Below are 19,862 nucleotides of genomic sequence, written 5' to 3'. Positions count from 1 at the left end.
CCCGTCAACGACGCGCCAGCAGCGAGGGGTTGAGGCGGGCGAAGGCCTCCTGGCGCTCGTACGGGAAGTACGGGTAGGGCGCCGGGCGGTGGCTGGCGGCGTCGAGCCGGGCCACCTGATCGGGGGTCAGCTCCCAGCCGACCGCGCCGATGTTCTGCCGCAGCTGCTCCTCGTTGCGGGCGCCGACGATGACGGTGGAGACGGTCGGGCGGCGCAGCAGCCAGTTGATGGCCACCTGCGGGATGGTCCGGCCGGTCTCCTCCGCCACCTCGTCGAGGGCGTCCACCACGTCGTACAGGTGCTCGTCCTGCACCGGCGGTCCGAAGTCGGCGGTCTCGTGCAGGCGGCTGCCGGCCGGCAGCGGGCGGCCGCGGCGCAGTTTGCCGGTGAGGCGGCCCCAGCCCAGCGGGCTCCACACCATCGCGCCGACGCCCTGGTCGTGGCCCAGCGGCATGAGCTCCCACTCGTAGTCGCGCCCGACGAGGGAGTAGTAGACCTGGTGGGCCGCGTAGCGGGGGAAGCCGTGCCGGTCGGCGGCGGACAGGGACTTCATCAGCTGCCAGCCGGCGAAGTTGGAGACGCCGACGTAGCGGATCTTGCCGGACCGTACGAGCTGGTCGAGGGTGGACAGCACCTCCTCGACGGGGGTGGCGGCGTCGAAGCCGTGCAGCTGGAAGAGGTCGATCCGGTCGGTGCCGAGGCGGCGCAGGGCGCCCTCGACGGCCCCGATCAGGCGGGAGCGGGAGGTGCCGGAGTCGCCGGGGCCGTCACCGGTGGGCAGGCCGGCCTTGGTGGACAGCAGCACCTGGTCCCGGCGGCCCTTGACGGCCTGTCCGAGGACCTCCTCCGAGGCGCCCGCGGAGTACACGTCGGCGGTGTCGAACATGGTGATGCCCGCTTCCAGGCAGATGTCCACCAGTCGGCGCGCCTCCTGGGCGTCCGTGTTGCCCCAGGCGCTGAAGAGGGGGCCCCGGCCGCCGAAGGTTCCCGCTCCGAAGCTGAGGGCGGGGACCTTGAGGCCGGACGTCCCGAGCTGCCTGTATTCCATGACGGACTCCTCCCGTGAGCGGTAATGGCACCGCAGACCCTTTAAGGTGGTCCCAACGTAACAGCTGATCGCCACTAATGGAACCGGGGAACCGTTATGACTGAGTCGAGTGACGCTTCGGGGACCGCCGCCTCAGGGGATGCCGCCGAGCCGGGGGACACCGCCGAACCGGGGACCGTGCGGCCCGGGGGCCGGACGGCCCGGGTGCGGGCCGCCGTACTGGAGGCGGCCGGGGACATGCTCGCCGAGCAGGGTTTCCACGGGCTGGACCTCGCCGAGGTCGCCCGGCGGGCGGAGGTGGGCAAGACCACCGTGTACCGGCGCTGGGGCACCGTGGCCGGCCTGGTCGCCGACCTGCTGACGGACATGGCCGAGCAGTCGCTGCCGCGCACCGAGACCGGCTCGCTGGAGGAGGACCTGCTGGCCAACGCGGGGCTGGTCCGGCGCACCCTGGCCGACCCCCGCCAGGGCCCGCTGTTCAAGGCGGTCATCGCCGCGGCCACGGGCGACGCCCGTACGGCCGAGGCCCTGCACCGCTTCTACGAGGTCCGGGTCGCGGAGTGGGCGCCCTGCGTACGGCAGGCCGTCGAACGGGGCGAGGTGCCGCAGGGCACCGACGCCGCCGAGGTGGTCCGCGCCGTCTCCGCCCCGCTGTACTACCGGCTGCTGACCACGGACGCGCCGCTGGACGAGGCCGCCGCCCGGCGGGCGGCCACGGCGGCGGCCGCGGCGGCCCGCGCGGGGGTCTTCGTACGCACCGCCTAGGGAGTGCCGGCGAAGTCGCTCTTGCCTGGAGGGACTTCGACGGCACGACCTGGCCGGAGCGCCCGGAACGGCGCGAGCCCTCCGGCGCGGGGGCTCAGGTGCGGTCGACGAAGACGCTGGTCGACTTCACGCGGGCGGTGGCGCGCATGCCGACCTCCAGGCCCAGCTCCTCCACCGCCTCCCGGGTCAGCAGCGACACCACCCGGTGCGGGCCCGCCTGGATCTCCACCTGCGCCCCCACCGAGCCCAGCCGGATGCCGGTCACGATCCCCGGGAAGGCGTTGCGGGCCGAGGTGTACGGGGCGTCCTCGTCCTCCCCCGACTCCTGCGCCACCTGCACGCAGAACGCCGCCAGGTCCGGCCCGTCGACGATCCTGCGGTTCCCCTCGCGCCGGGTCGGGAAGCGCTCGGCGTCCGCCCAGCGGCGGGCGGTGTCACTGCTGACGCCGAGCAGCCGGGCTGCCTGGCCGATCGTGTACGACTCCATGCACCGCAGGGTAGGCCGTGCCGCGTTCACGCCGTGAGGAGGGCGTCCGCGATCGCCGTACGGGCGTACAGCACCGAGCGCCCGGCCCGGTGGGCGGTGACCAGGCCCGCGTTGCGCAGGGCCGTCAGGTGCTGCGACACCCCGGCCGCGGACAGCCCGCAGTGCCGGGCGAGCTGCGTGGTCGAGGCCGGGGTGTCCAGCTCCGCCAGCAGCAGCGCGCGGGAACGCCCCAGCACCGCGGCGACCGCCTCGGCGGAGGAGGCCGTGCGCGGCTCCCACAGGGTGCCGATGCCGCGCGCCGGGTAGGCCAGCTGGGGCGGGTCCGGGGCCACCGCCCGGGTCAGGACCCGGGGCCAGGCGAAGGCCGAGGGCACCAGCAGCAGGCCCGCGCCCGCCCGCTCGCGGGTCAGCCCGCACTGCGCCTTCACCAGGCTCAGGGTGTCCGCGTCCCACCGGACGGACTCGTGCAGCTCGTTCAGGACGGACGCGGAGCCGTGCTCGGCGACCTGGCGGGCCCGGTGGAACACGTCGGCCTCCAGCACCTGGCGGATCCGGGCCCAGTAGGGGGCGAGCGCCAGCTCCCAGTAGACCTCGATCTCGGCCGCGACCTTCTCCAGCGCCTCCTCCGGCTCCTCCCCCAGGTGCCGCAGCCGGGGCGAGGAGGCCGCCCGGGGGCCGAGCGCGGCGACGTCGGTGCGCACCTGCCCGGGCGGGGTGGCGCGGATGGCCCGCAGCTCGGCGGGGAGCTCGGGGAAGGGCCCGGGCGGGGTCGGGTTGAGGAAGTCGGCCAGGTAGCCGCGCGCCGGGACCAGTTCGGCCAGCCAGCCCCGCCCCAGGCCCGCCCGCGCGAGCCGGGGCCGCACCTGCGCGGCCCAGTCGCGGTGCAGGTGCGCCGCGGCGGGGTCCAGCAGCCGCCGGAAGCTGGTGACGACCTCCCACATCGGGGAGACCGCGAACCGGGTCTGCGCCAGGTCCCCCGCCGAAAAACTCAAGCCCGGCTCCATGGCCCCCGCCCCTCGCCCCGCCCGTTGGATTCGGCCTGAGCTTAATCAGTTCGCGGTGGCGGGGAGGGCACGCAGGCTCCTCGCATGCTCTCCACCTTCCGCGGACTCCCGCCCACCGTCTGGACCCTCTTCGCCGGTACGGTCGTCAACCGGCTCGGCCACCTGGTCACCCCGTTCCTGGTGTTCCTGCTGGCCGACCGCGGCATCACCGGCACCGAGACCTCGTACGTCCTCGGCGCGCTCGGCGCCGGCAACCTGCTCGGGCCCGCGCTCGGCGGCGTGCTCGCCGACCGGATCGGGCGCCGGCCGACCATGCTGATCGGGCTGCTGGGAGCGGCCGCGGCGCAGGGCGGGCTCTTCCTCGCGCCGGGCGTGCTGACGATGGGCGCGGCCGCGCTGCTGTTGAGCGCGGCCTCGGCGACGGTCGGCCCGGCCGCGTACGCGCTGATGGCCGACGCGGTCGACGGGGAGCGCCGACAGCGGGCGTACGCGCTGTTCGGGTGGGGGGTCAACATCGGCACCGCCGTCGCCGGGGTGCTCGGCGGCTTCCTCGCCGCCCACGGCTACTGGCTGCTCTTCGCGGTCGACGCCGCCACCCTGCTGGTGTACGCCACCGTCGTCGCGGCCCGGCTGCGGGAGCCGCGCCGGGAGGCGCCGGCGGGCGGGGCCGTACGGACCCTGGGCTACGGGGTCGTGCTGCGCGACCGGCTGATGCTGGCGCTGCTGCCCGTCTTCGGCGTCCAGCTGTTCGTGTACTCGCTGACCGAGGTGGCCCTGCCGCTGGCCATGCGCGACAGCGGCCTCTCCCCCGCCGCCTACGGGGCGATGGCCGCCGTCAACGCGGTCCTGGTGGTGGGGCTCCAGCCGCTGGTGACCGCCCGCCTCGCGAAGCTGCCGCAGCTGCCGGTGCACGCGGCCGGCAGCGTGCTGATCGCGGCCGGGGTGGCGGCGACCGGGCTCGCCGACGGCGTCGCTGGCTACGCGGCCTCGGTGGTCGTCTGGTCGCTCGGGGAGGTGGTCGTCGCCGGGATCTCGGCCTCGGTGGTCGCCGGGCTCGCCCCGGCCGACGCCCGCGGCCGCTACCAGGGCGCCTTCAGCTGGACGTGGGGCGTCGCCCGCTTCGCCGCCCTCACCCTGGGCGTGACCCTGTACGCGGGCGCCGGCCCGGCGGCCCTGTGGTGGACGGCCCTGGCGGGCGGCCTGCTCTGCTCGGCGGCGGTGCTGGGGCTGCGGCACCGGGTGGCGGCGCGGACGGAGCACGGCCTGGCGGCGTAGCGCGCCGGGTCCGGGCGCCGGGCCGGTGTGGTGTCGCGTGCGGGGAGCCACAGGGGAGTTCCCCGCACGCGGCACCGGACCGGCCCGGCCCGGGCGCGGGTTCCGGGCGGTTCCGGGTGGGTTTCCGGACGGTGGGGGAGGCCGCGCTGCGGGCTCCGGACCGCTGTGAGCAGGGGTTTCGTCCGGAGCGTGGTTTCACGTGAAACATCGGGCAGCCCAAATAAGTGGGTATCGACCGGTTCGATCGGGTATATCCATTTGGACGGCCCCAATAGCGCACGAACACGCCCGTGACCCGGGACCAACCGTCGGAGGAGCGCAGAACGATGGACCGTACCCAGCGCGACCACACCGGCCGAGCGGACTGCACCGGCAGGGCAGACCGCGCCGAGCGCATGGACGTGGCCACCCTGGAGGCCAGGGCCCTCTCCACGGCCCTGTTCCACCGGCTGGCCGAGCTGGACGAGGGCACGGCCGACTACTCCTACGTCCGCAACACCCTCGTCGAGCTGAACCTGAGCCTCGTCAAGTTCGCCGCCCGGCGCTTCCGCGGCCGCAGCGAACCGATGGAGGACATCGTCCAGGTCGGCACGATCGGCCTGATCAAGGCCATCAACCGGTTCGACCCGGAGCGCGGGGTGGAGTTCACCACCTTCGCGATGCCGACCATCACCGGTGAGATCAAGAGGTTCTTCCGCGACACCAGCTGGGCCGTCAAGGTCCCCCGCCGGCTCCAGGAGCTGCGGATCGACAGCGCCAAGGCCCACGACGCGCTGGAGCAGGACCTCGGCCGCGAGCCCACCGACGCCGAGATGGCACAGGAGCTCCACGTCACGCCGGAGGAGTTCAGCGAGGGCCGCAAGGCGGCCAGCGCGTACTCGGCGCGGTCCCTGGACGCCCCGGTCCAGGAGGACTCGGAGCGCGACCCGGCCGCGGAGCGGTCCTCGCTCGGCGAGGAGGAGCCCGCGTACGACCGGATCGAGTGCCTGGAGTCGCTCAAGCCCATGCTCGCCGGCCTGCCGCCCAGGGAGCGGGAGCTGCTGTCGCTGCGGTTCGGGCAGGAGCTGACCCAGTCCGAGATCGGGGCCCGGCTGGGGCTGTCACAGATGCACGTGTCGCGGCTGCTGAACCGGACCCTGACCCGGCTGCGCGGGGGCCTCCTCACCGACGCCTGAGCCCTGACCGTCAGGCCGCCGAGCGAGCCCGGAGGGCCGGGGATCCGGGGGGCCTGCGGGCCCATGACCCGGGAGCCGGCCCTCGCGGGCGCCCCGACGGGGGCCCTCAGGAGGCCGGGACCGTCACCTCAAGCCAGACCGTCTTGCCGGAGCGGCCCTCCGGCGCGGGCAGCGAGCCCCAGTTCTTCGCCAGCCGCTCCAGCAGGACCAGGCCGTGCCCGCCCGGCCGGGAACGGTCCCGTGTCGCCCGGCGCACCGGCGGCTCCGGGCTGTCGTCGCTCACCTCGACCCGCAGCATGCCGGGGCTGTGCCGCAGCACCAGCTCGCGCGGGCCGCCGGCGTGCAGGCACGCGTTGGTGACCACCTCGGAGACCAGCAGGAGCACGTCGTCCCCGGCTTCCGAGTCCTCGGGGCCCAGCCAGTCGGCGAGGGCCCGGCGGGTGAAGTCCCGGCACCGGGCGACGACCCCGGCCGTCGCGCCGCCCAGGACCAGCCGCCGCGTCTGCTCCGCCACAGGCTCTCCCGTCTCCGACGCCGCTCCCCCGGCGCCGCACCTACCCCCGGCCGGGACGGACAAATCACGCCCGGACTCCACGCTACTGCCGAGTCGGGGCGGTGAGGGTGAGGTGCGGCGGTGCGGAACCACGGCGGACGGGCGGACGACGGGCGGTCGACGGAGGGTCGAGGGCCGGACGACGGCCGGACGAGGCCCCGGAGGCGGCCGGGCGAAAAGGCATCCGGCGGCGGCGGACGAGGGCCCGCGGCGACGGCCTGACGAAGGCACCCGGCGGCGGCCCCCAGCTGACCCCGGCGGGCAGCGCCGGGCCGGGAAAGGGGCCGCCACCTCGGGTTTTCCGCCGTTCTCCCCCGTGGAGCGGCGGGTCCCAGGGACGCTATGCGGGCGTCCCCGCCCCGTCGAGACAGCGGTCCGCGATCCGTCAAGTCGGCCGCACGGGGGCGGCGTGGCCCAGGCACCCCGGCGTCCACATCCTGGACAACTACCCTCGATATATGAACGCAGAAGCCGACGCCACCGCCGCCGTGAAAGACGCAGTCAAAGAAGCAGACCGGAAGCACGTTTTCCATTCCTGGTCGGCGCAGGAGCTCATCGACCCGCTCGCCGTGGCCGGGGCCGAGGGCTCGTACTTCTGGGACTACGACGGCAACCGCTACCTCGACTTCTCCAGCTCGCTCGTCTACACCAACATCGGCTACCAGCACCCGAAGGTGGCCGCCGCCATCGCCGAGCAGGCCGCCAAGCTCTGCACCCTCGCGCCCGGCTTCGCCGTCGACGTCCGCTCCGAGGCCGCACGCCTCATCGCCGAGCGCACCCCCGGCGACCTCGACAAGATCTTCTTCACCAATGCCGGCGCCGAGGCCGTGGAGAACGCGGTCCGGATGGCCCGGCTGCACACCGGCCGGCCCAAGGTGATGTCCGCGTACCGCTCCTACCACGGCGCGACCACCACCGCGATCAACCTCACCGGTGACGCCCGCCGCTTCGGCAACGACGGCGCCACCGCCGGCGTCGTCCACTTCTGGGGGCCGTTCCTCTACCGCTCGCCCTTCCACGCCGCCACCGAGGCCGAGGAGTGCGAGCGCGCCCTGCGCCACCTGGAGGACACCATCGTCTTCGAGGGCCCGCAGTCCATCGCCGCGATCATCCTGGAGACCGTCGGCGGCGCCCCCGGCGTGCTCGTACCCCCCGCCGGATACCTGGCGGGCGTGCGCGCGCTCTGCGACCGCTACGGCATCGTCTTCATCCTGGACGAGGTCATGGTCGGCTTCGGCCGCACCGGCGCGTGGTTCGCCGCCGACCACTGGGACGTCACCCCCGACTTGCTCTGCTTCGCCAAGGGCATCACCAGCGGTTACGTACCGCTCGGGGGCGTCGCCATCTCCGCCGCCATCGCCGAGACCTTCGCGCGCCGCCCCTACCCGGGCGGGCTGACGTACTCCGGGCACGTACTGGCCTGCGCCGCCGCCGTCGCCACGGTCAACACCATGGCCGAGGAGGGCATCGTCGAGCAGTCCGCCCGCACGGGCGCCGAACTGCTGGGCCCGGGGCTGCGCGAGATCGCCGCGCGGCACCCCTCCGTCGGGGAGGTCCGGGGCATGGGCACCTTCTGGGCCCTGGAACTCGTACGCGACGCCGGCACGCGCGAAGCCCTGGTCCCGTACAACGCCTCCGGCGCCGACAACGCGCCGATGGCCGCCTTCGGCGCGGCCCTGAAGAAGGGCGGCATGTGGCCGCTCCTGGCGGGGAACCGCATCCACATCGCCCCGCCCTGCAACATCTCGGCGCAGGACGTCGCCAAGGGGCTCGCGATCCTGGACGAGGCCCTGTCCGTCACGGACGCGCACATGGCCTGACCTGCATGCTTGTGCGGTCGCCCAAGCCGTGGGTGCTGGTGTTCGGATGTTCCGTGCGGTGGTCATCGCGTCGCACACATGGTGCAATCCGTGCAGTACCACTCAGCACCTACGGACCGGGATGCACGTCAGTCCCGGGGCGGTCCCGAGGGACCGAACGGCGGGGAGCGGGACGCCCTTCCAGGAGGGCGGGCGCTGGACGCCGGGCGTACGGGATCCAGATCGAACGGACTCCGTGTTCCCGAGTACCCGAAGGAAGACAGCATGAGCAAGCACGTCCTGGGCCAGAACCAGTACGGCAAGGCCGAGAACCGCATCGTCGTGGTGACCCGCAAGGGCAACGACGGGTCCTGGCACGAGATCCGCGACCTCAACGTCTCGGTCGCGCTGCGCGGCGAGTTCCGTGACGTCCACCTGACCGGCGACAACGCCAACTGCCTGCCGACCGACACCACCAAGAACACGGTGTACGCCTTCGGCAAGGAGCACGGCATCGCCTCCCCCGAGGCCTTCGGCATCCTGCTCGCCAAGCACTTCGTCTCCTCCCAGGCCCCGATCCGCGAGGCGCAGATCCGCATCGAGGAGTACGCCTGGGAGCGGATCCCCGTCCCGACCCGCAAGGAGCAGCACTCCTTCGTCCGCAAGGGCCAGGAGGTGCGCACCGCGCAGGTCACCTACAGCGAGACCACCGGCCTCCAGGTCATCTCGGGGCTGAAGGACCTGACGGTGATGAACTCGACCAACTCCGAGTTCCACGGCTACATCAAGGACAAGTACACGACCCTCCAGGAGGCGTACGACCGCATCCTGGCCACCAAGGTCACCGCCCGCTGGGCGCACTCGGCGCTCGCCGCCGACGACCGGGACCACGACTGGGACCAGTCGTACAAGAAGGTCCGCAAGCACATGCTGGAAGCCTTCGCGGAGACGTACTCCTACTCGCTCCAGCAGACCCTGAACCAGATGGCCGAGCGGGTGCTGGACAACTGCCCCAAGGTCAACGAGGTCCGTCTCAACCTGCCCAACAAGCACCACTTCCTCGTCGACCTGGAGCCCTTCGGCCTCAAGAACGACAACGAGGTCTACTTCGCGGCGGACCGGATGTACGGCCTGATCGAGGGCACCGTCCACCGCGACGGCGTGCAGCCGGTGATCGCGACCTCCGACTGGATCGTCGCGTAGGGCGGTTGCCACCGCAGCGAGCCTTCCGTCCGGCCCGGACCGCGTCGCGGGGTCCGGGCCGGACCGCGTTCACTCCCGCGCCTCCTCCCGCTGCTGTCCGACCAGCAGGTTCCAGCGGCCCGCCCGCCCGCTGAGGACCGTCACGGTGTCCGGCCGGACGTCGAGCCGCCAGAAGGCCGCCGCCGGCAGCTCCAGCGCCGCCACCACCGCCGCCCGTACGACGGCCTGCGCGACCACCGCGTGGTGCCGGCCGGGACCCAGGCCCGCCAGGTACTCACCCGTCCGGGTGATCAGTGCCGCCGTGGCCTCCCCGCCGCCCGGGGGCGCGAACTGAGGGTCCGTGAGCCAGCGCCGGACCCCCTCAGGGTCCTCGGCGGCCACCTCTTCGAGCGTCCGGCCCGCCCACCGCCCCATGGCCGGCCCGGCCAGGCCCGGGTGGACGGGGCACGGTTCTCCGTGTCCGAACCGCCCCTGGCGGGCGGCGGCGTCGAGCGGGGGCGTGGCGAGGTGTACGCGTACGGACGGCATGCGGGGAGCGTAGAGCGCACGCCCGGCGCGTGAGACGGCGGCCACACGCCGTGGTGTTCACGCCACCGGCGCGGTACGGTCTCGGACGACATGACGAAGGTATGACGGAAGTACCGGTGAGAATCCGGCACGGTCGCGCCACTGTGAATCCTCCCGCGGCACCGCGGGAGGGAAGTCAGACCCGCCGCCTTCGAAGAGAGCACCACTGACCGGGACGCGTGTTCCCCCTGGAGGTTCTGCAATGGCTCACATCGCCGCGCCCGCTTCGGCCCCCGCCGCCGTCGCCCCCATCTCCCTCTCCGCGCTGGCCCCCTGGGCCGCCTTCGCCGCGGTCCTGACCCTCGTCCTGCTGTACTTCGTCGGCATCGAGCAGGGCGCCACCGCCGTCTTCCAGGGCGAGACCGTCCACGAGTGGCTGCACGACGGCCGCCACCTGCTCGGTTTCCCCTGCCACTGACCCCTTCTGATCTCCCTCACGATCACGCAAGGGGCTCCTACGTGAACACCGTCTCCCCCCGTGCCCTGCTGGTGCGGGGCATGCTGGCCGGCCTGCTCGCGGGCGTCGCCGCCTTCGTCGTCGCCTACCTCCTCGGCGAGTCCAAGGTGGACGCGGCGATCGCCATCGAGGAGGCCGGCCACCTCGCGGCCGGCCACGACCACGGCGCCGAGGAGGCCCCGGTCAGCCGGGCCCTCCAGGCCACGGCCGGGCTGGGCACCGGCGTCCTGCTGTACGGGGTCGCGCTCGGCGGCATCGCCGCGCTCGTCTACTGCTTCGCCCTGGGCCGGATCGGGCGCTTCGGCGCCCGGGCCACGGCGGCCCTGGTCACCGGCGCCCTGTTCGTCACCATGACCCTGGTGCCGTTCTTCAAGTACCCCGCCAACCCGCCGGCCGTCGGGGACCCCGACACGGCCGCCCGGCGGACCGCCCTCTACCTGCTGATGATCGCCCTGAGCGCGTTGCTGGCGGCGGCCGCGCTGGTCCTGGGCCGGCGGCTCGCGCCGCGCCTGGGCAACTGGAACGCCTCGGTCGCGGCCTCGCTCGCCTTCGTGGCCGCGGTGGGCGTCTCGTACGCCCTGCTGCCCGGGATCAACGAAGTGCCGGCCGACTTCCCGGCCGCGCTGATCTGGCAGTTCCGTCTCGCGTCGCTGGCCATCCAGGCAGCGCTGTGGGCGACTTTCGGCCTGGCCTTCGGTTTTCTAGCCGAACGCGCTCTTGTCCCGGCCGCCACACCCAAGGAGGCTGTCAGCCGATGAGCTGAGCGCGACACACCTGTTGCGCGTGTGACGGGTGTGGAGAGGGGTGGGATCCGGCGATGCCGTCCGCGATCCGGGAATGGCGGGGCTGGACCGGGGCCGCGCCGTTCTGGCTCAACTCGGTACTGCTGGTCCTGGCCCCCTTCACCGCCGTCACCCTCATCGCCCAGATCGGCGTGATCAGCGCCCTGGCCGCCCTCGGCGGGCTGGCCCGGCAGCTCTGGTTCGGGGACTACGGCCATCCCGCGATGCACCTCGCCGCCGCCCTCATGGGGGTGGCGGCGGTGGCGTTGGTGGTGGTCTGAGCCGGCTCGGGGCGCGGGCTCGGGGCGCGGGTCACCCTTCATCCGTTCGGGGGTAGGGGGTCGACCCGGTGCGTACGGCCGGTGCACCCGCCGCCAGCTGCGAGGACGCCGACACCGGGGCGGGGCGGACGCGTGACGCGCCGTCATATCTCGGGTTTCCGGCGATGTGCGGGCGGCCCGGGAGCGGTCCACTGCTCCCAGGACCGGCCGCCCGAGCCGGACAGGAGGAACGCCATGTCCCGCGCCCAGTGGGCCGCCGCCGCGCTGACGGTCACTCTGCTCTGTACCGGTGTCGGCCTGTTGCGCGGCAGTGCCGGCGCGGAGCCCGCCGCCTCGGGCGTCACCGACGCGCTGCCCTCCCGGGCGCTGGGCCTGTCCGGGCACCGCCGTCTCGTGCGCGGGCTGGACCACTCCGGTGCGCACGCCCCCGGCACGCAGCACCGGACGGTGTCGGCCCCTCCCATGCGGCCTTCACGGCCGCTGCGGCTGCGGATCCCCGGCCTCGGTGTGGACCTCCCGCTGGACGGGGGCCCGCCGGGCGGTGCGGGCCGGGCCGGCTGGGACACCGACGGCCCGGCTCCCGGGTCCGCCGGGACGGCCGTGATCACCGGTGAGGGGCTGCCGCTCGCCGGGCTGCGGCGCGGGCGCGTCATCGAGATCCCGCGCGCGGACCACCGTACGGCCGTGTTCACCGTCGAGCGGGTGTCGCCGCACGCGGTCACGGCGCCGGCCGGGGACGCGGGGAGGGCGCGGCTGCGGCTGGTCAGCGGCGAGACCTCCGTCCTGGCCCGTCTGACGGCGCCGCAGCGCGCCGGCTGACCGGGCGGGGATCAGCCGAGGGGGGTGTCTTCGTCCTCCGGTCGGGGGCTTCTCGGGGGTTCGCGGCACGTCGATCGGCGTGTCGGGGCATGCAGGGCCCATGAACGGTGCGCGGTGCACGCGGACGGCGCTGGCGCGGGCCCTGACGGTGGCCTGCGTGGCCCTGCTGTGCCTGTTCGGTGCCGGTCCGGCGGCGACGGCCTCGGCCGGCGCGGACTCCCGCCCCGCCTCCTCCGCGCCGGCCGACCCCACCGAGGGCCAGTCGGAGCCGGCCGGGGATCCTGTGGGCCGCGCGGCGCTGCGGGCGGTCCTGCGCGGCGCGCCGGCCGTACGGCGGCTGTCGCCGCGCATGTTTCACGTGGAACACGCGAGTGGGACGGCCCGCGCTGCTTCGTCGGGGACGGCCGCACCGGCCCTGTCCCGGCGGACGGTACGGAGTGTGGTCCTGCGCTGCTGAGCGGGCCGAGCAGCGGACGCGACCCCCCACACACCCCGAACCACCGTGAGGTTCCGCCATGCCCATCGACCCGTACGCCGCCCTGAACGCCATGCTCCGCGCCGAGGTCGCCCGCTTCTCGCCGCCGGTCCGCAAGGACGGGCAGGACCGTCGCACCGCCGCCCGGCCCACTACCGGCGGGCCCACCGCCGACGGCCGTCCCGGCGCGGACCGGACGGTGCCGCAGCCCGCCGCTGCCGCCGACGCAGAGCCCGTCTCCGGCACCGCCCGGCAGGACCCCGCGGGCTCGGCGGCGTAGCCCGGGCGGGACGGCAGGTGCCGGTGCCCGCACCCCGTGGAGGGGGTGCGGGCACCGGCGCCGGGCTCAGTCCTCCCGCGTGTAGTACCGGTAGAAGGCCGTGAGCCCCACACCCAGCCCCACGAAGAGGCCGACGACGGCGGCCCGAAGCACGGACTCGTTGGTCAGGCTGTGGAGGTAGCCGGCGGCCACGCCGCCGAACACGCCGTACGCGGCGGCGTGCGGCTCCCGCCTCAGCTTCGGGCCGACCCGCGCGAGGGCGACCATGCACGCCGCGAAGACCAGGCCGCACAGGATCCCGTAGAACACGTTGCCCGCGTCCACCGGGCCCATCTGGCGCTTGATGAAGGCCGCCCAGACCCCGTAGACGAGGCCGAGCAGCAGCGCGCGGACCAGGGTGCTCCTGTCGGTGTGCTGCTGCGCGTCCGCCGACCTCATCGGGCGGTGCCGCCGGGGGGCGGTGGGTGCCGCATGTGCCATGGCGGGGCTCCTCTCTTCCATCCTCAAGGGCACACCCGGCACCCGGGAGCGGCAAGTGGATCACCCGTCCGGGCGGTCTGGGACGCGTCCCGTGAGGGAATCGGGGCCCCGGACGCAGCAGCAGGGGTGGCGCCGCACCCCGCCGCCCGCTTTCCCTGGTGACGTGCGCACCTTCCTGTCGGCGGCCCTCATCGTGCTCGTGGCCCTGCTCGTTCCCGCGAGCGCGGTCGCGTACTGGGCCGACCGCCGGCTGGGCGACGCCGACCACTACACCGCGGTCATGGCGCCCCTCGCGCGGAACCCGGCGGTCCAGGACGTGGTCGTCACCCAGGCGACCCGTGCCCTGACCGGGCAGATCGACGCGGGTCCCTTCCAGGGCGGCGTGGACGCCCTCATCGGCGAGGCCCTGCGCTCCTTCTCCGGTACCCCCGCCTACCGGACCGCCTGGGAGGCGGCCAACAGGGCCGCGCACGCCGCTTTCCTCGACGCCCTGGAAACCGGCCACGGGGACGCCGTCACCATCGACCTCGCGCCCGTGATCGCGCGGGTCAAGGAGGAGCTGCTCGCGGACGACGTGCCCTTCGCCGACCGGATCCCGGAGACCCACCTCTCCGTGAAGGTCATGGAATACGACAACCTCGGCGCTCTCCGGGAGGGGTTCCACGTGCTGCAGATCGCCGGAGTCTGGCTTCCGGTCCTGACCGTGCTGCTGGCCGTGTCGGCGGTGGCCGTCGCCGTCCGGCGCCGGCGGGCCCTCCTCGCCACGGGCGCCGGGCTCGCCGTGGGCGCCCTGGTGCTGGGAACGGCGGTGAGCGTCTGCCGCCGCCTCACCTTGGAGGACCTGCCCGCCGACATCGACCGGCCCGCCGCCGCCGCGGTGTACGACGCCCTCACCGCGTTCCTGCGCACCACCGCCTGGGTGGTGCTCGCCGTCGGACTGGCCACCGCGCTGACCGCATGGCTGATGGGCCGGCTCGGCCGCACCCCATAAGCTCGGAAGGTACCCATCCTCCGCAGAACTCCCCAGAACGACCGATTCGCGAGCGGCGACACGGAAGCGGAATGACCACCGAACGACGCACCGAGCACATACCGGCCGGGCGGCCCCGGCCCCACCCCCTGGCTCCCCCCGACTGGCTGCTCGCGGGCCTGCGGCCGAGCAGCGCCCCCGTGCCGTGGGCCGCGGCCGCCCGCGCCGGGATCGCGATGGCCGCCCCGCTCGCCCTCGGCTTCGCCCTCGACGAGCCCGAGTACGGAGCGCTCGTCTCCATGGGCGCCCTCGCCGGCGTCATCGGCGACACCGCCGACGCCTACCGGATGCGGATCCTGAACATCGCCGTCCCGCAGGCCCTCGGCGCCGTCGGCGTCGCCGTCGGCACCCTCGTCTACGGACACGGCTGGCTCGCCGTCGCCGTCCTCACCCTGATCGCGCTCCTCTCCGGGATGATCTCCTCGATCGGCACCGTCGCCTCCGTGTCGGGGCTGCTGCTCCTGCTCAACGCCGTCGTCGGGGCCGGCCTGCCGATGCCCCGGCCCTGGTGGACCGCACCGCTGCTGCTCACCGCCGGCGGCCTGTTCGTACTCGTCCTGACCCTGCTGGGCTGGCCCCTGCGCGGGCGGCAGCCCGAGCGGGCCGCCGTCGCGGCCGCCTACCGGGCGCTGGCCGACGCCCTCGAAGCCTGCGGCGGGCCGCAGGCCGCGTACGACGAACGCCGCCAGGAGGTGACGCAGGCCCTCAACCAGGCCTACGACCTTGTCCTGGGCCGCCGCGCCCGGGTGCACGGACGCAGCCCCGCCCTGGTGCGGATGCTGGCCCAGCTGAACGTGCTGATCCCGCTCGTGGAGGCCGCGCCCGCCGCCCACCTGCGGGGCGTGCCGCTGCCGCCCGAGATCCCGGCGGCCGTACGGGAACTGGCCGCCGGCGTCGAGGAGGGCCGCACCGGGACCCCCGCCCTCGCCCTGCCCGCGGCGCGCACCCCGTCCGAGCGGGCCATGGACTCCGCGCTGCGGCACGCCTCGGCCATCGTGCACCTCGCCGAACCGGACCCGTACAACGTCGACGACCGCCTCGGCCGGCCCGCCGCCCTGCGCGTCCGGGCCGGGCGCGGGGTGCGCGACGTGATGCTGTCCGGGGCCTCCTGGCGGTACGGGCTGCGCCTGGCCCTGTGCATCGGGCTCGCCCAGTCGCTCGTCTCCCTGATCGACGTGGAACGCTCCTACTGGGTGGCGCTGACCGTCACCTTCGTCCTCAAACCGGACTTCGGGTCGGTGTTCTCCCGGGCCGTGCTGCGCGCCCTGGGCACGGCCGCCGGGCTGGTCCTCGCGGCCGCCGTCCTCTCCGAGGTGCCGCGCGGCTGGTGGGACGTACCGGCGATGGTGGTGCTCGCCGCGCTGATCCCCGCCTTCTCCGCCAAGGGGTACGCCTTCCAGACCGCGGCCATCACCCCCGTGATCCTGCTCCTGTCGGACCAGCTCAACCACGAGGGCTTCGACCTCATCCTGCCCCGGCTGCTCGACAGCCTGATCGGCTGCGGCATCGCCCTCGTCGCCGGCTACCTGCTGTGGCCCGAGAGCTGGCACACCCGGATCGGGGACCGGCTCGCCGACGCCGTCGACGACGCCGCCCGCTACGTGGAGCGGGCCTTCGCCCCCGTGACGGACGGGGCCGCGCTGCGGGCCGCCCGGCAGTCCCGCCTCCAGGCCCGGCGCCGGATCTACCGCGACCTCTCGGGGGTGCGCAGCGAGTTCCAGCGGGCCCTCACCGAGCCCCCGCCGACCGGGAGCCGGGCCGCCGCGTGGTGGCCGCTGGTGGTGGCCGTGGAGCGCATCGTCGACGCCACCACCGCCGCGCGGGTCCGCGTCGACCACGGCGCCGCCGCGCCGGCGGCGGCGGAGGTCGACCGGATCGCGCGACAGCTCCGCGAGCTGGCCGAGGGCGTCCGCCGCAACCCCTCCCCGGTCCGCGCGGACACGCCCCCGGAGGCCGGCGGGGCCGACGTCCTGGCCCCCCTCCGCCAGGAACTGGCGGCCGCCCGCGCCATTTCCCACCTCTGACCTTCCCGCCGCGCCCCACCCCGTCCCCCGGGGATTCCCCGGGGGGACGGGCGGTGCGAGGGGCACGGATGGAGCAGTGGCCGGGCCGGGACGCGGGGCGGGGGGCAGCATCGTGTACATGCGCAGCACGCAGCTCCCGGCCCTCGCCGGTCTCGCCGCCCTCCTGACGGCCACGGCCGGGTGCGCCGACGTGGAGGGGCTGCGCAGCGCGGGCGCCCTCGGCACCGTGCACGCCCCCAAGAGCCTGTGGAAGGGCTACCGCCCCGACCCGCCGGGCCCCGGGCAGCAGCCCGGCACGGCCGCCGTGGTGCCCGGGCTCCCCAAGGCGGAGGGGCAGAGCATGCGCGGGGTGGACGCGCTGGCCGTCGTACGGGCCGACATCACCTCCGCCACCGCCCAGGACGCCGGCTCCGGCCGGCTCGTCGACCCCCGGGCCGTCCAGCGGCTCACGCTCTGCACGGGGGCTGCGGACGGCGGCCCGTACTGCCCCGTCCGCCCGGGCGTCCTCCACGACCTGACCGGCAACGGCAAGGAGGAGCTGATCGCGGCCCTGGACGTGGACGGCCGGGTCACCGAGCTGCGCGTCTACACCGTCCGGGACGACGGCAGCATCGCCCGGATCCTGTCCCGGCGCGGGGTGCTGGAAGGGGTGGAGGTCGCCGCCGAGCACCTGTCGGTCCGCGAGCCCACGTCGAACCCCGCCTACATCTCCGTCTCCGACTACGTGTGGGACCCGAAGACCGGGAGCATGAGCCTGTCGCAGCTCACCCTCGACGACTGCCCCGCCCTCACGGACGTCCCGCACGGCGGGGACCGGTTCCGATGCGCGCGCTGAGCAGCCTGCGCTGGAAGATCGCCGTCACCACCACCCTGGTGTGCTGCGCGGTGGCCGCCGCCCTCGGGATCCTGGTGCACAACGTCGTCGCCCGGCAGATCGTCGGCGAGGTCCGCAAGGACGCGAACCGGGACCTGGACCACGCCCTCGGCCACTACGCGTACGGCACCGCCCACGGGGACGTGAACGCCGCCCTGGACCCGCCCGGCCTGCCCACCCCCCTGCGCGGCCTCGTCGCACGCGGGCGGACCGGCAGCATGGTCGGCACCTACGAGGGCAAGCCGGTCATGTGGGCCGCCGCCCCCGCCGACCGGAAGGCGCTGGCCGTCTGGATCCCGTACGGGAGCACGCGCGAGCGGCTGCGCCACCTCGACACCGCGATCCTCGCCTCCTCGGCGCTGGCGGCCGGTGTGGTGGCCCTGGCCGGTGTGTTCCTCGCCGACCGGATCAGCCGCAGGCTCGTGACGACCGCCGCCGTCGCCCGCCGGATCAGCGCCGGCGACCTGGACGCCCGGGTCGGTTTCCCCGCGGACACCGGCCCGAACGGCTCCCGCGACGAAGTACGGGACGTCGCACACGCCCTGGACTCGATGGCGGCCTCGCTCCAGGAGCGGCTGGAGGCCGAGAAGCGGTTCACGGCGGATGTCGCGCACGAGCTGCGCACCCCGCTGACCGGTTCACTGGCCGCCGCCGCGCTGCTGCCGGAGGGCCGCCCCACCGAGATGATCAACGACCGGCTGGGCGCCCTGCACCGGCTCACCGAGGACCTGTTGGAGATCTCCCGGCTGGATTCCGGGGTGGAGCGGGCCGACCTGGCCCAGGTCGAGCTGGGCCGGGCCGTGGAACGCGCCGTGGCCGGCACCCGGTTGTCCGCCGAGGTACGGATCGTGCGGGACGCGGTGGTGTTCACCGACCGCCGGCGCCTGGACCGGATCCTGGCCAACCTCCTGGCCAACGCCCACCAGCACGGGCGGCCGCCGGTCGAGGTGGCGGTGGAGGGGCCGGTGGTGGTGATCCGCGACCACGGCGGGGGTTATCCGCCCGAGCTGATCGAGCAGGGCCCGAAGCGGTTCCGCACCGGGGACCCCGGACGCGGCCGCGGCCAGGGGCTCGGTCTGACGATCGTCGCGGGCCAGGCGGCCGTGCTGGGGATCACGCTGACTTTCGCCAACGCCCCGGACGGGGGCGCGCTGACGACGCTCCGGCTCCCGGTCGGAAGGCTGCCGGAGACCGGCTGACCGGCCTCGCGGGGAAGCCCCGGCGGATGTTTCACGTGAAACACCTCCGCCCGGGAAACACCCCGGCGACCGGTCAACTGGCCCTGCTCACCGGCTCGGTCAGACGCCGATGTTCTTGCCGTCCTTGCGCCACACGGACACCACCGCCGGGCGGACGATCTTGCCCGGGCCGTCGGGCCACACCGACTGCGGCTTCTCCACGGACGCGCCGTCGATCTCCCCCGGGTGCTGGACGGAGACCAGGACGCGCTTGTCCTGGACCAGCGGACCGCACGTCTCGGCCCCGCGCGGGACGGTGAGGAACTGCTTCAGCTCACCGCGCCGCTCACCCGCGGTCGCGACGGCGAACAGGCCGTCGTGCGAGCCGAGCTGATTGCCGTCGGTGGAGATCCACAGGTTGCCGTGCGGGTCGAAGGCCACGTTGTCGGGGCAGGAAATCGGGCTGACCTTGTCCTTGGGGAAGCCCGCGAAGTAGGTGGCCGGGTCGTTCGGGTCACCGGCGACCAGGAAGAGCCGCCAGGCGAAACCGTCGCCCGCCGGGTCGTCGAAGTTCTCGGCGAGCTCCAGGATCTGGCCGTGCTTGTTCAGGTTGCGCGGGTTGGCCTCGTCCGCGCCGGCCTTGCCGGGCTTGCCGCGGTCGGTGTTGTTGGTCAGCGCGATGTAGACCCGGCCGGTGCGCGGGGACGGCTCGACGTCCTCGGGGCGGTCCATCTTGGTGGCGCCGACCTTGTCACCGGCCTGCCGGGTGAAGACGAACACCTCCTCGGCGGTCATGCCCTCGACGTGCGAGACGTTGCCGGAGGGGGAGGCGGTGGCCAGCTTGATCCAGACACCGGAACCGTCGAACTCGCCGTCGGAGGGAAGCCTGCCGGAGCCGTCGATCGCGGCGGCCGGGGAGTCGCCGGTGAGCTTGGCGACGTAGAGGGTGCCCTCGTCGAGCAGCGTGAGGTTGTGCTCCTTCGCCGCGCGCGAGTCGCCCTTCATCATCCGCTTCGAGGAGACGAACTTGTAGAAGTAGTCGAAGCGCTCGTCGTCGCCCATGTAGATGACGGGGCGGCCGTCCTCGGTCAGGCGGGGCTGCGCGGCCTCGTGCTTGAACCGGCCGAGCGCGGTGCGCTTGCGCGGGACGGAGTGCGGGTCGTACGGATCCAGCTCGACGACCCAGCCGAAGCGGTGCGGCTCGTTGGGCTCCTGCGCGACGTCGAAGCGCTTGTCGAAGCGCTCCCACTTGCGCTCGGACGCGCCGGAGGTCACGCCGTAGCGCTTCAGGCGCGCGGCCTGGACG

General features: G+C 74.3%; 22 protein-coding genes. 15 read left to right on the top strand and 7 right to left on the bottom strand.

What is annotated here, in order from left to right:
- Window positions 1–4 precede the first annotated feature (4 nt).
- A complete protein-coding gene (locus AB0D45_RS06050) occupies window positions 5–1,048 on the bottom strand; it encodes an aldo/keto reductase (RefSeq protein WP_362455467.1) in 1,044 nt (347 codons plus the stop codon).
- 96 nt (window positions 1,049–1,144) lie between these two features.
- Between AB0D45_RS06050 and AB0D45_RS06045 the strand changes: the two genes are divergently transcribed.
- A complete protein-coding gene (locus AB0D45_RS06045) occupies window positions 1,145–1,813 on the top strand; it encodes a TetR/AcrR family transcriptional regulator (protein ID WP_362455466.1) in 669 nt (222 codons plus the stop codon).
- A gap of 94 nt (window positions 1,814–1,907) precedes the next feature.
- Here AB0D45_RS06045 and AB0D45_RS06040 read toward each other — a convergent pair whose 3' ends face one another.
- Window positions 1,908–2,300: a TOBE domain-containing protein gene (locus tag AB0D45_RS06040; protein ID WP_361596943.1), complete on the bottom strand. Its 393-nt coding sequence runs from the start codon at window positions 2,298–2,300 to the stop codon at window positions 1,908–1,910.
- A 26-nt stretch (window positions 2,301–2,326) separates the two neighbouring features.
- Window positions 2,327–3,304: a DUF5937 family protein gene (locus AB0D45_RS06035; RefSeq protein ID WP_362455465.1), complete on the bottom strand. Its 978-nt coding sequence runs from the start codon at window positions 3,302–3,304 to the stop codon at window positions 2,327–2,329.
- An 84-nt stretch (window positions 3,305–3,388) separates the two neighbouring features.
- On the opposite strand from AB0D45_RS06035, the gene AB0D45_RS06030 reads away from it, so the two are divergent.
- Both AB0D45_RS06030 and AB0D45_RS06025 read left to right on the top strand, forming a co-directional pair.
- Complete coding sequence (locus tag AB0D45_RS06030) at window positions 3,389–4,579, top strand: MFS transporter (protein WP_362455464.1); 1,191 nt, start codon at window positions 3,389–3,391, stop codon at window positions 4,577–4,579.
- Between the two features lie 326 nt (window positions 4,580–4,905).
- On the top strand, window positions 4,906–5,754 hold the full coding sequence (locus tag AB0D45_RS06025; RefSeq protein WP_361596934.1) for a SigB/SigF/SigG family RNA polymerase sigma factor: 849 nt from the start codon (window positions 4,906–4,908) through the stop codon (window positions 5,752–5,754).
- 106 nt (window positions 5,755–5,860) lie between these two features.
- Here the strand turns inward: AB0D45_RS06025 and AB0D45_RS06020 are convergent, their stop codons facing one another.
- Window positions 5,861–6,268, bottom strand: a complete 408-nt coding sequence (locus AB0D45_RS06020) for an ATP-binding protein (RefSeq protein WP_362455463.1) — start codon at window positions 6,266–6,268, stop codon at window positions 5,861–5,863.
- 497 nt (window positions 6,269–6,765) lie between these two features.
- Here AB0D45_RS06020 and AB0D45_RS06015 point away from each other — a divergent pair, with 497 nt between their 5' ends.
- On the top strand, window positions 6,766–8,127 hold the full coding sequence (locus tag AB0D45_RS06015) for an aspartate aminotransferase family protein (protein ID WP_362455462.1): 1,362 nt from the start codon (window positions 6,766–6,768) through the stop codon (window positions 8,125–8,127).
- A gap of 264 nt (window positions 8,128–8,391) precedes the next feature.
- On the top strand, window positions 8,392–9,309 hold the full coding sequence (pucL, locus tag AB0D45_RS06010) for a factor-independent urate hydroxylase (RefSeq protein ID WP_362455461.1): 918 nt from the start codon (window positions 8,392–8,394) through the stop codon (window positions 9,307–9,309).
- Window positions 9,310–9,378: 69 nt separating this feature from the next.
- Here pucL and AB0D45_RS06005 read toward each other — a convergent pair whose 3' ends face one another.
- Window positions 9,379–9,837 (bottom strand): histidine phosphatase family protein, encoded by a 459-nt coding sequence (locus AB0D45_RS06005; RefSeq protein WP_362455460.1) that lies wholly within the window; start codon window positions 9,835–9,837, stop codon window positions 9,379–9,381.
- 241 nt (window positions 9,838–10,078) lie between these two features.
- Here AB0D45_RS06005 and AB0D45_RS06000 point away from each other — a divergent pair, with 241 nt between their 5' ends.
- The 6 genes from AB0D45_RS06000 to AB0D45_RS05975 all read left to right on the top strand — a co-directional run bounded on the left by AB0D45_RS06000 (window position 10,079) and on the right by AB0D45_RS05975 (window position 12,970).
- A complete protein-coding gene (locus tag AB0D45_RS06000; RefSeq protein WP_361596919.1) occupies window positions 10,079–10,294 on the top strand; it encodes a CbtB domain-containing protein in 216 nt (71 codons plus the stop codon).
- 41 nt (window positions 10,295–10,335) lie between these two features.
- The gene (locus AB0D45_RS05995) at window positions 10,336–11,091 is read left to right on the top strand and encodes a CbtA family protein (RefSeq protein WP_362455459.1); all 756 of its coding nucleotides are present in this window, start codon (window positions 10,336–10,338) and stop codon (window positions 11,089–11,091) included.
- A gap of 59 nt (window positions 11,092–11,150) precedes the next feature.
- Window positions 11,151–11,396, top strand: coding sequence for a hypothetical protein (locus tag AB0D45_RS05990; RefSeq protein WP_361596913.1), 246 nt, complete (start codon window positions 11,151–11,153; stop codon window positions 11,394–11,396).
- A 234-nt stretch (window positions 11,397–11,630) separates the two neighbouring features.
- Entirely contained in the window at window positions 11,631–12,215 is a 585-nt protein-coding gene (locus AB0D45_RS05985; protein WP_362455458.1) for a class F sortase, read from the top strand.
- 100 nt (window positions 12,216–12,315) lie between these two features.
- On the top strand, window positions 12,316–12,672 hold the full coding sequence (locus AB0D45_RS05980; protein WP_362455457.1) for a hypothetical protein: 357 nt from the start codon (window positions 12,316–12,318) through the stop codon (window positions 12,670–12,672).
- A gap of 58 nt (window positions 12,673–12,730) precedes the next feature.
- Window positions 12,731–12,970 carry a hypothetical protein gene (locus AB0D45_RS05975; RefSeq protein WP_362455456.1) on the top strand — a complete coding sequence of 80 codons (240 nt, stop codon included), beginning with the start codon at window positions 12,731–12,733 and terminating at the stop codon, window positions 12,968–12,970.
- Window positions 12,971–13,036: 66 nt separating this feature from the next.
- Here the strand turns inward: AB0D45_RS05975 and AB0D45_RS05970 are convergent, their stop codons facing one another.
- Window positions 13,037–13,450 (bottom strand): hypothetical protein, encoded by a 414-nt coding sequence (locus tag AB0D45_RS05970; protein ID WP_362455455.1) that lies wholly within the window; start codon window positions 13,448–13,450, stop codon window positions 13,037–13,039.
- A 163-nt stretch (window positions 13,451–13,613) separates the two neighbouring features.
- On the opposite strand from AB0D45_RS05970, the gene AB0D45_RS05965 reads away from it, so the two are divergent.
- From AB0D45_RS05965 to AB0D45_RS05950, 4 genes are all read left to right on the top strand, one after another.
- Window positions 13,614–14,441, top strand: a complete 828-nt coding sequence (locus tag AB0D45_RS05965; protein WP_361596898.1) for a hypothetical protein — start codon at window positions 13,614–13,616, stop codon at window positions 14,439–14,441.
- A 71-nt stretch (window positions 14,442–14,512) separates the two neighbouring features.
- Window positions 14,513–16,504, top strand: coding sequence for an FUSC family protein (locus AB0D45_RS05960; protein ID WP_362455454.1), 1,992 nt, complete (start codon window positions 14,513–14,515; stop codon window positions 16,502–16,504).
- Window positions 16,505–16,622: 118 nt separating this feature from the next.
- Complete coding sequence (locus AB0D45_RS05955; protein ID WP_362455453.1) at window positions 16,623–17,339, top strand: hypothetical protein; 717 nt, start codon at window positions 16,623–16,625, stop codon at window positions 17,337–17,339.
- Window positions 17,327–18,577 (top strand): HAMP domain-containing sensor histidine kinase, encoded by a 1,251-nt coding sequence (locus tag AB0D45_RS05950; RefSeq protein ID WP_362455452.1) that lies wholly within the window; start codon window positions 17,327–17,329, stop codon window positions 18,575–18,577. The genes AB0D45_RS05955 and AB0D45_RS05950 overlap by 13 nt, the downstream gene beginning before the upstream one ends.
- Window positions 18,578–18,676: 99 nt before the next feature.
- Here the strand turns inward: AB0D45_RS05950 and AB0D45_RS05945 are convergent.
- On the bottom strand, window positions 18,677–19,862 hold a 1,186-nt coding region (locus AB0D45_RS05945; protein WP_362455451.1), incomplete at its 5' end, for an alkaline phosphatase PhoX.

Source organism: Streptomyces sp. NPDC048352 (assembly GCF_040651895.1).
GTDB lineage: Bacteria > Actinomycetota > Actinomycetes > Streptomycetales > Streptomycetaceae > Streptomyces.
This window is presented reverse-complemented; position numbering and strand designations above follow the sequence as displayed.

Excerpts from the sequence above, each read along its gene's own strand:
- AB0D45_RS06050 (WP_362455467.1), bottom strand. The coding sequence starts at position 1,048 with ATGGAATACAGGCAGCTCGGGACGTCCGGCCTCAAGGTCCCCGCCCTC.
- AB0D45_RS06045 (WP_362455466.1), top strand. The coding sequence starts at position 1,145 with ATGACTGAGTCGAGTGACGCTTCGGGGACCGCCGCCTCAGGGGATGCC.
- AB0D45_RS06040 (WP_361596943.1), bottom strand. The coding sequence starts at position 2,300 with ATGGAGTCGTACACGATCGGCCAGGCAGCCCGGCTGCTCGGCGTCAGC.
- AB0D45_RS06035 (WP_362455465.1), bottom strand. The coding sequence starts at position 3,304 with ATGGAGCCGGGCTTGAGTTTTTCGGCGGGGGACCTGGCGCAGACCCGG.
- AB0D45_RS06030 (WP_362455464.1), top strand. The coding sequence starts at position 3,389 with ATGCTCTCCACCTTCCGCGGACTCCCGCCCACCGTCTGGACCCTCTTC.
- AB0D45_RS06025 (WP_361596934.1), top strand. The coding sequence starts at position 4,906 with ATGGACCGTACCCAGCGCGACCACACCGGCCGAGCGGACTGCACCGGC.
- AB0D45_RS06015 (WP_362455462.1), top strand. The coding sequence starts at position 6,766 with ATGAACGCAGAAGCCGACGCCACCGCCGCCGTGAAAGACGCAGTCAAA.
- pucL (WP_362455461.1), top strand. The coding sequence starts at position 8,392 with ATGAGCAAGCACGTCCTGGGCCAGAACCAGTACGGCAAGGCCGAGAAC.
- AB0D45_RS06005 (WP_362455460.1), bottom strand. The coding sequence starts at position 9,837 with ATGCCGTCCGTACGCGTACACCTCGCCACGCCCCCGCTCGACGCCGCC.
- AB0D45_RS06000 (WP_361596919.1), top strand. The coding sequence starts at position 10,079 with ATGGCTCACATCGCCGCGCCCGCTTCGGCCCCCGCCGCCGTCGCCCCC.
- AB0D45_RS05990 (WP_361596913.1), top strand. The coding sequence starts at position 11,151 with ATGCCGTCCGCGATCCGGGAATGGCGGGGCTGGACCGGGGCCGCGCCG.
- AB0D45_RS05985 (WP_362455458.1), top strand. The coding sequence starts at position 11,631 with ATGTCCCGCGCCCAGTGGGCCGCCGCCGCGCTGACGGTCACTCTGCTC.
- AB0D45_RS05980 (WP_362455457.1), top strand. The coding sequence starts at position 12,316 with ATGAACGGTGCGCGGTGCACGCGGACGGCGCTGGCGCGGGCCCTGACG.
- AB0D45_RS05975 (WP_362455456.1), top strand. The coding sequence starts at position 12,731 with ATGCCCATCGACCCGTACGCCGCCCTGAACGCCATGCTCCGCGCCGAG.
- AB0D45_RS05970 (WP_362455455.1), bottom strand. The coding sequence starts at position 13,450 with ATGGCACATGCGGCACCCACCGCCCCCCGGCGGCACCGCCCGATGAGG.
- AB0D45_RS05960 (WP_362455454.1), top strand. The coding sequence starts at position 14,513 with ATGACCACCGAACGACGCACCGAGCACATACCGGCCGGGCGGCCCCGG.
- AB0D45_RS05955 (WP_362455453.1), top strand. The coding sequence starts at position 16,623 with ATGCGCAGCACGCAGCTCCCGGCCCTCGCCGGTCTCGCCGCCCTCCTG.
- AB0D45_RS05950 (WP_362455452.1), top strand. The coding sequence starts at position 17,327 with ATGCGCGCGCTGAGCAGCCTGCGCTGGAAGATCGCCGTCACCACCACC.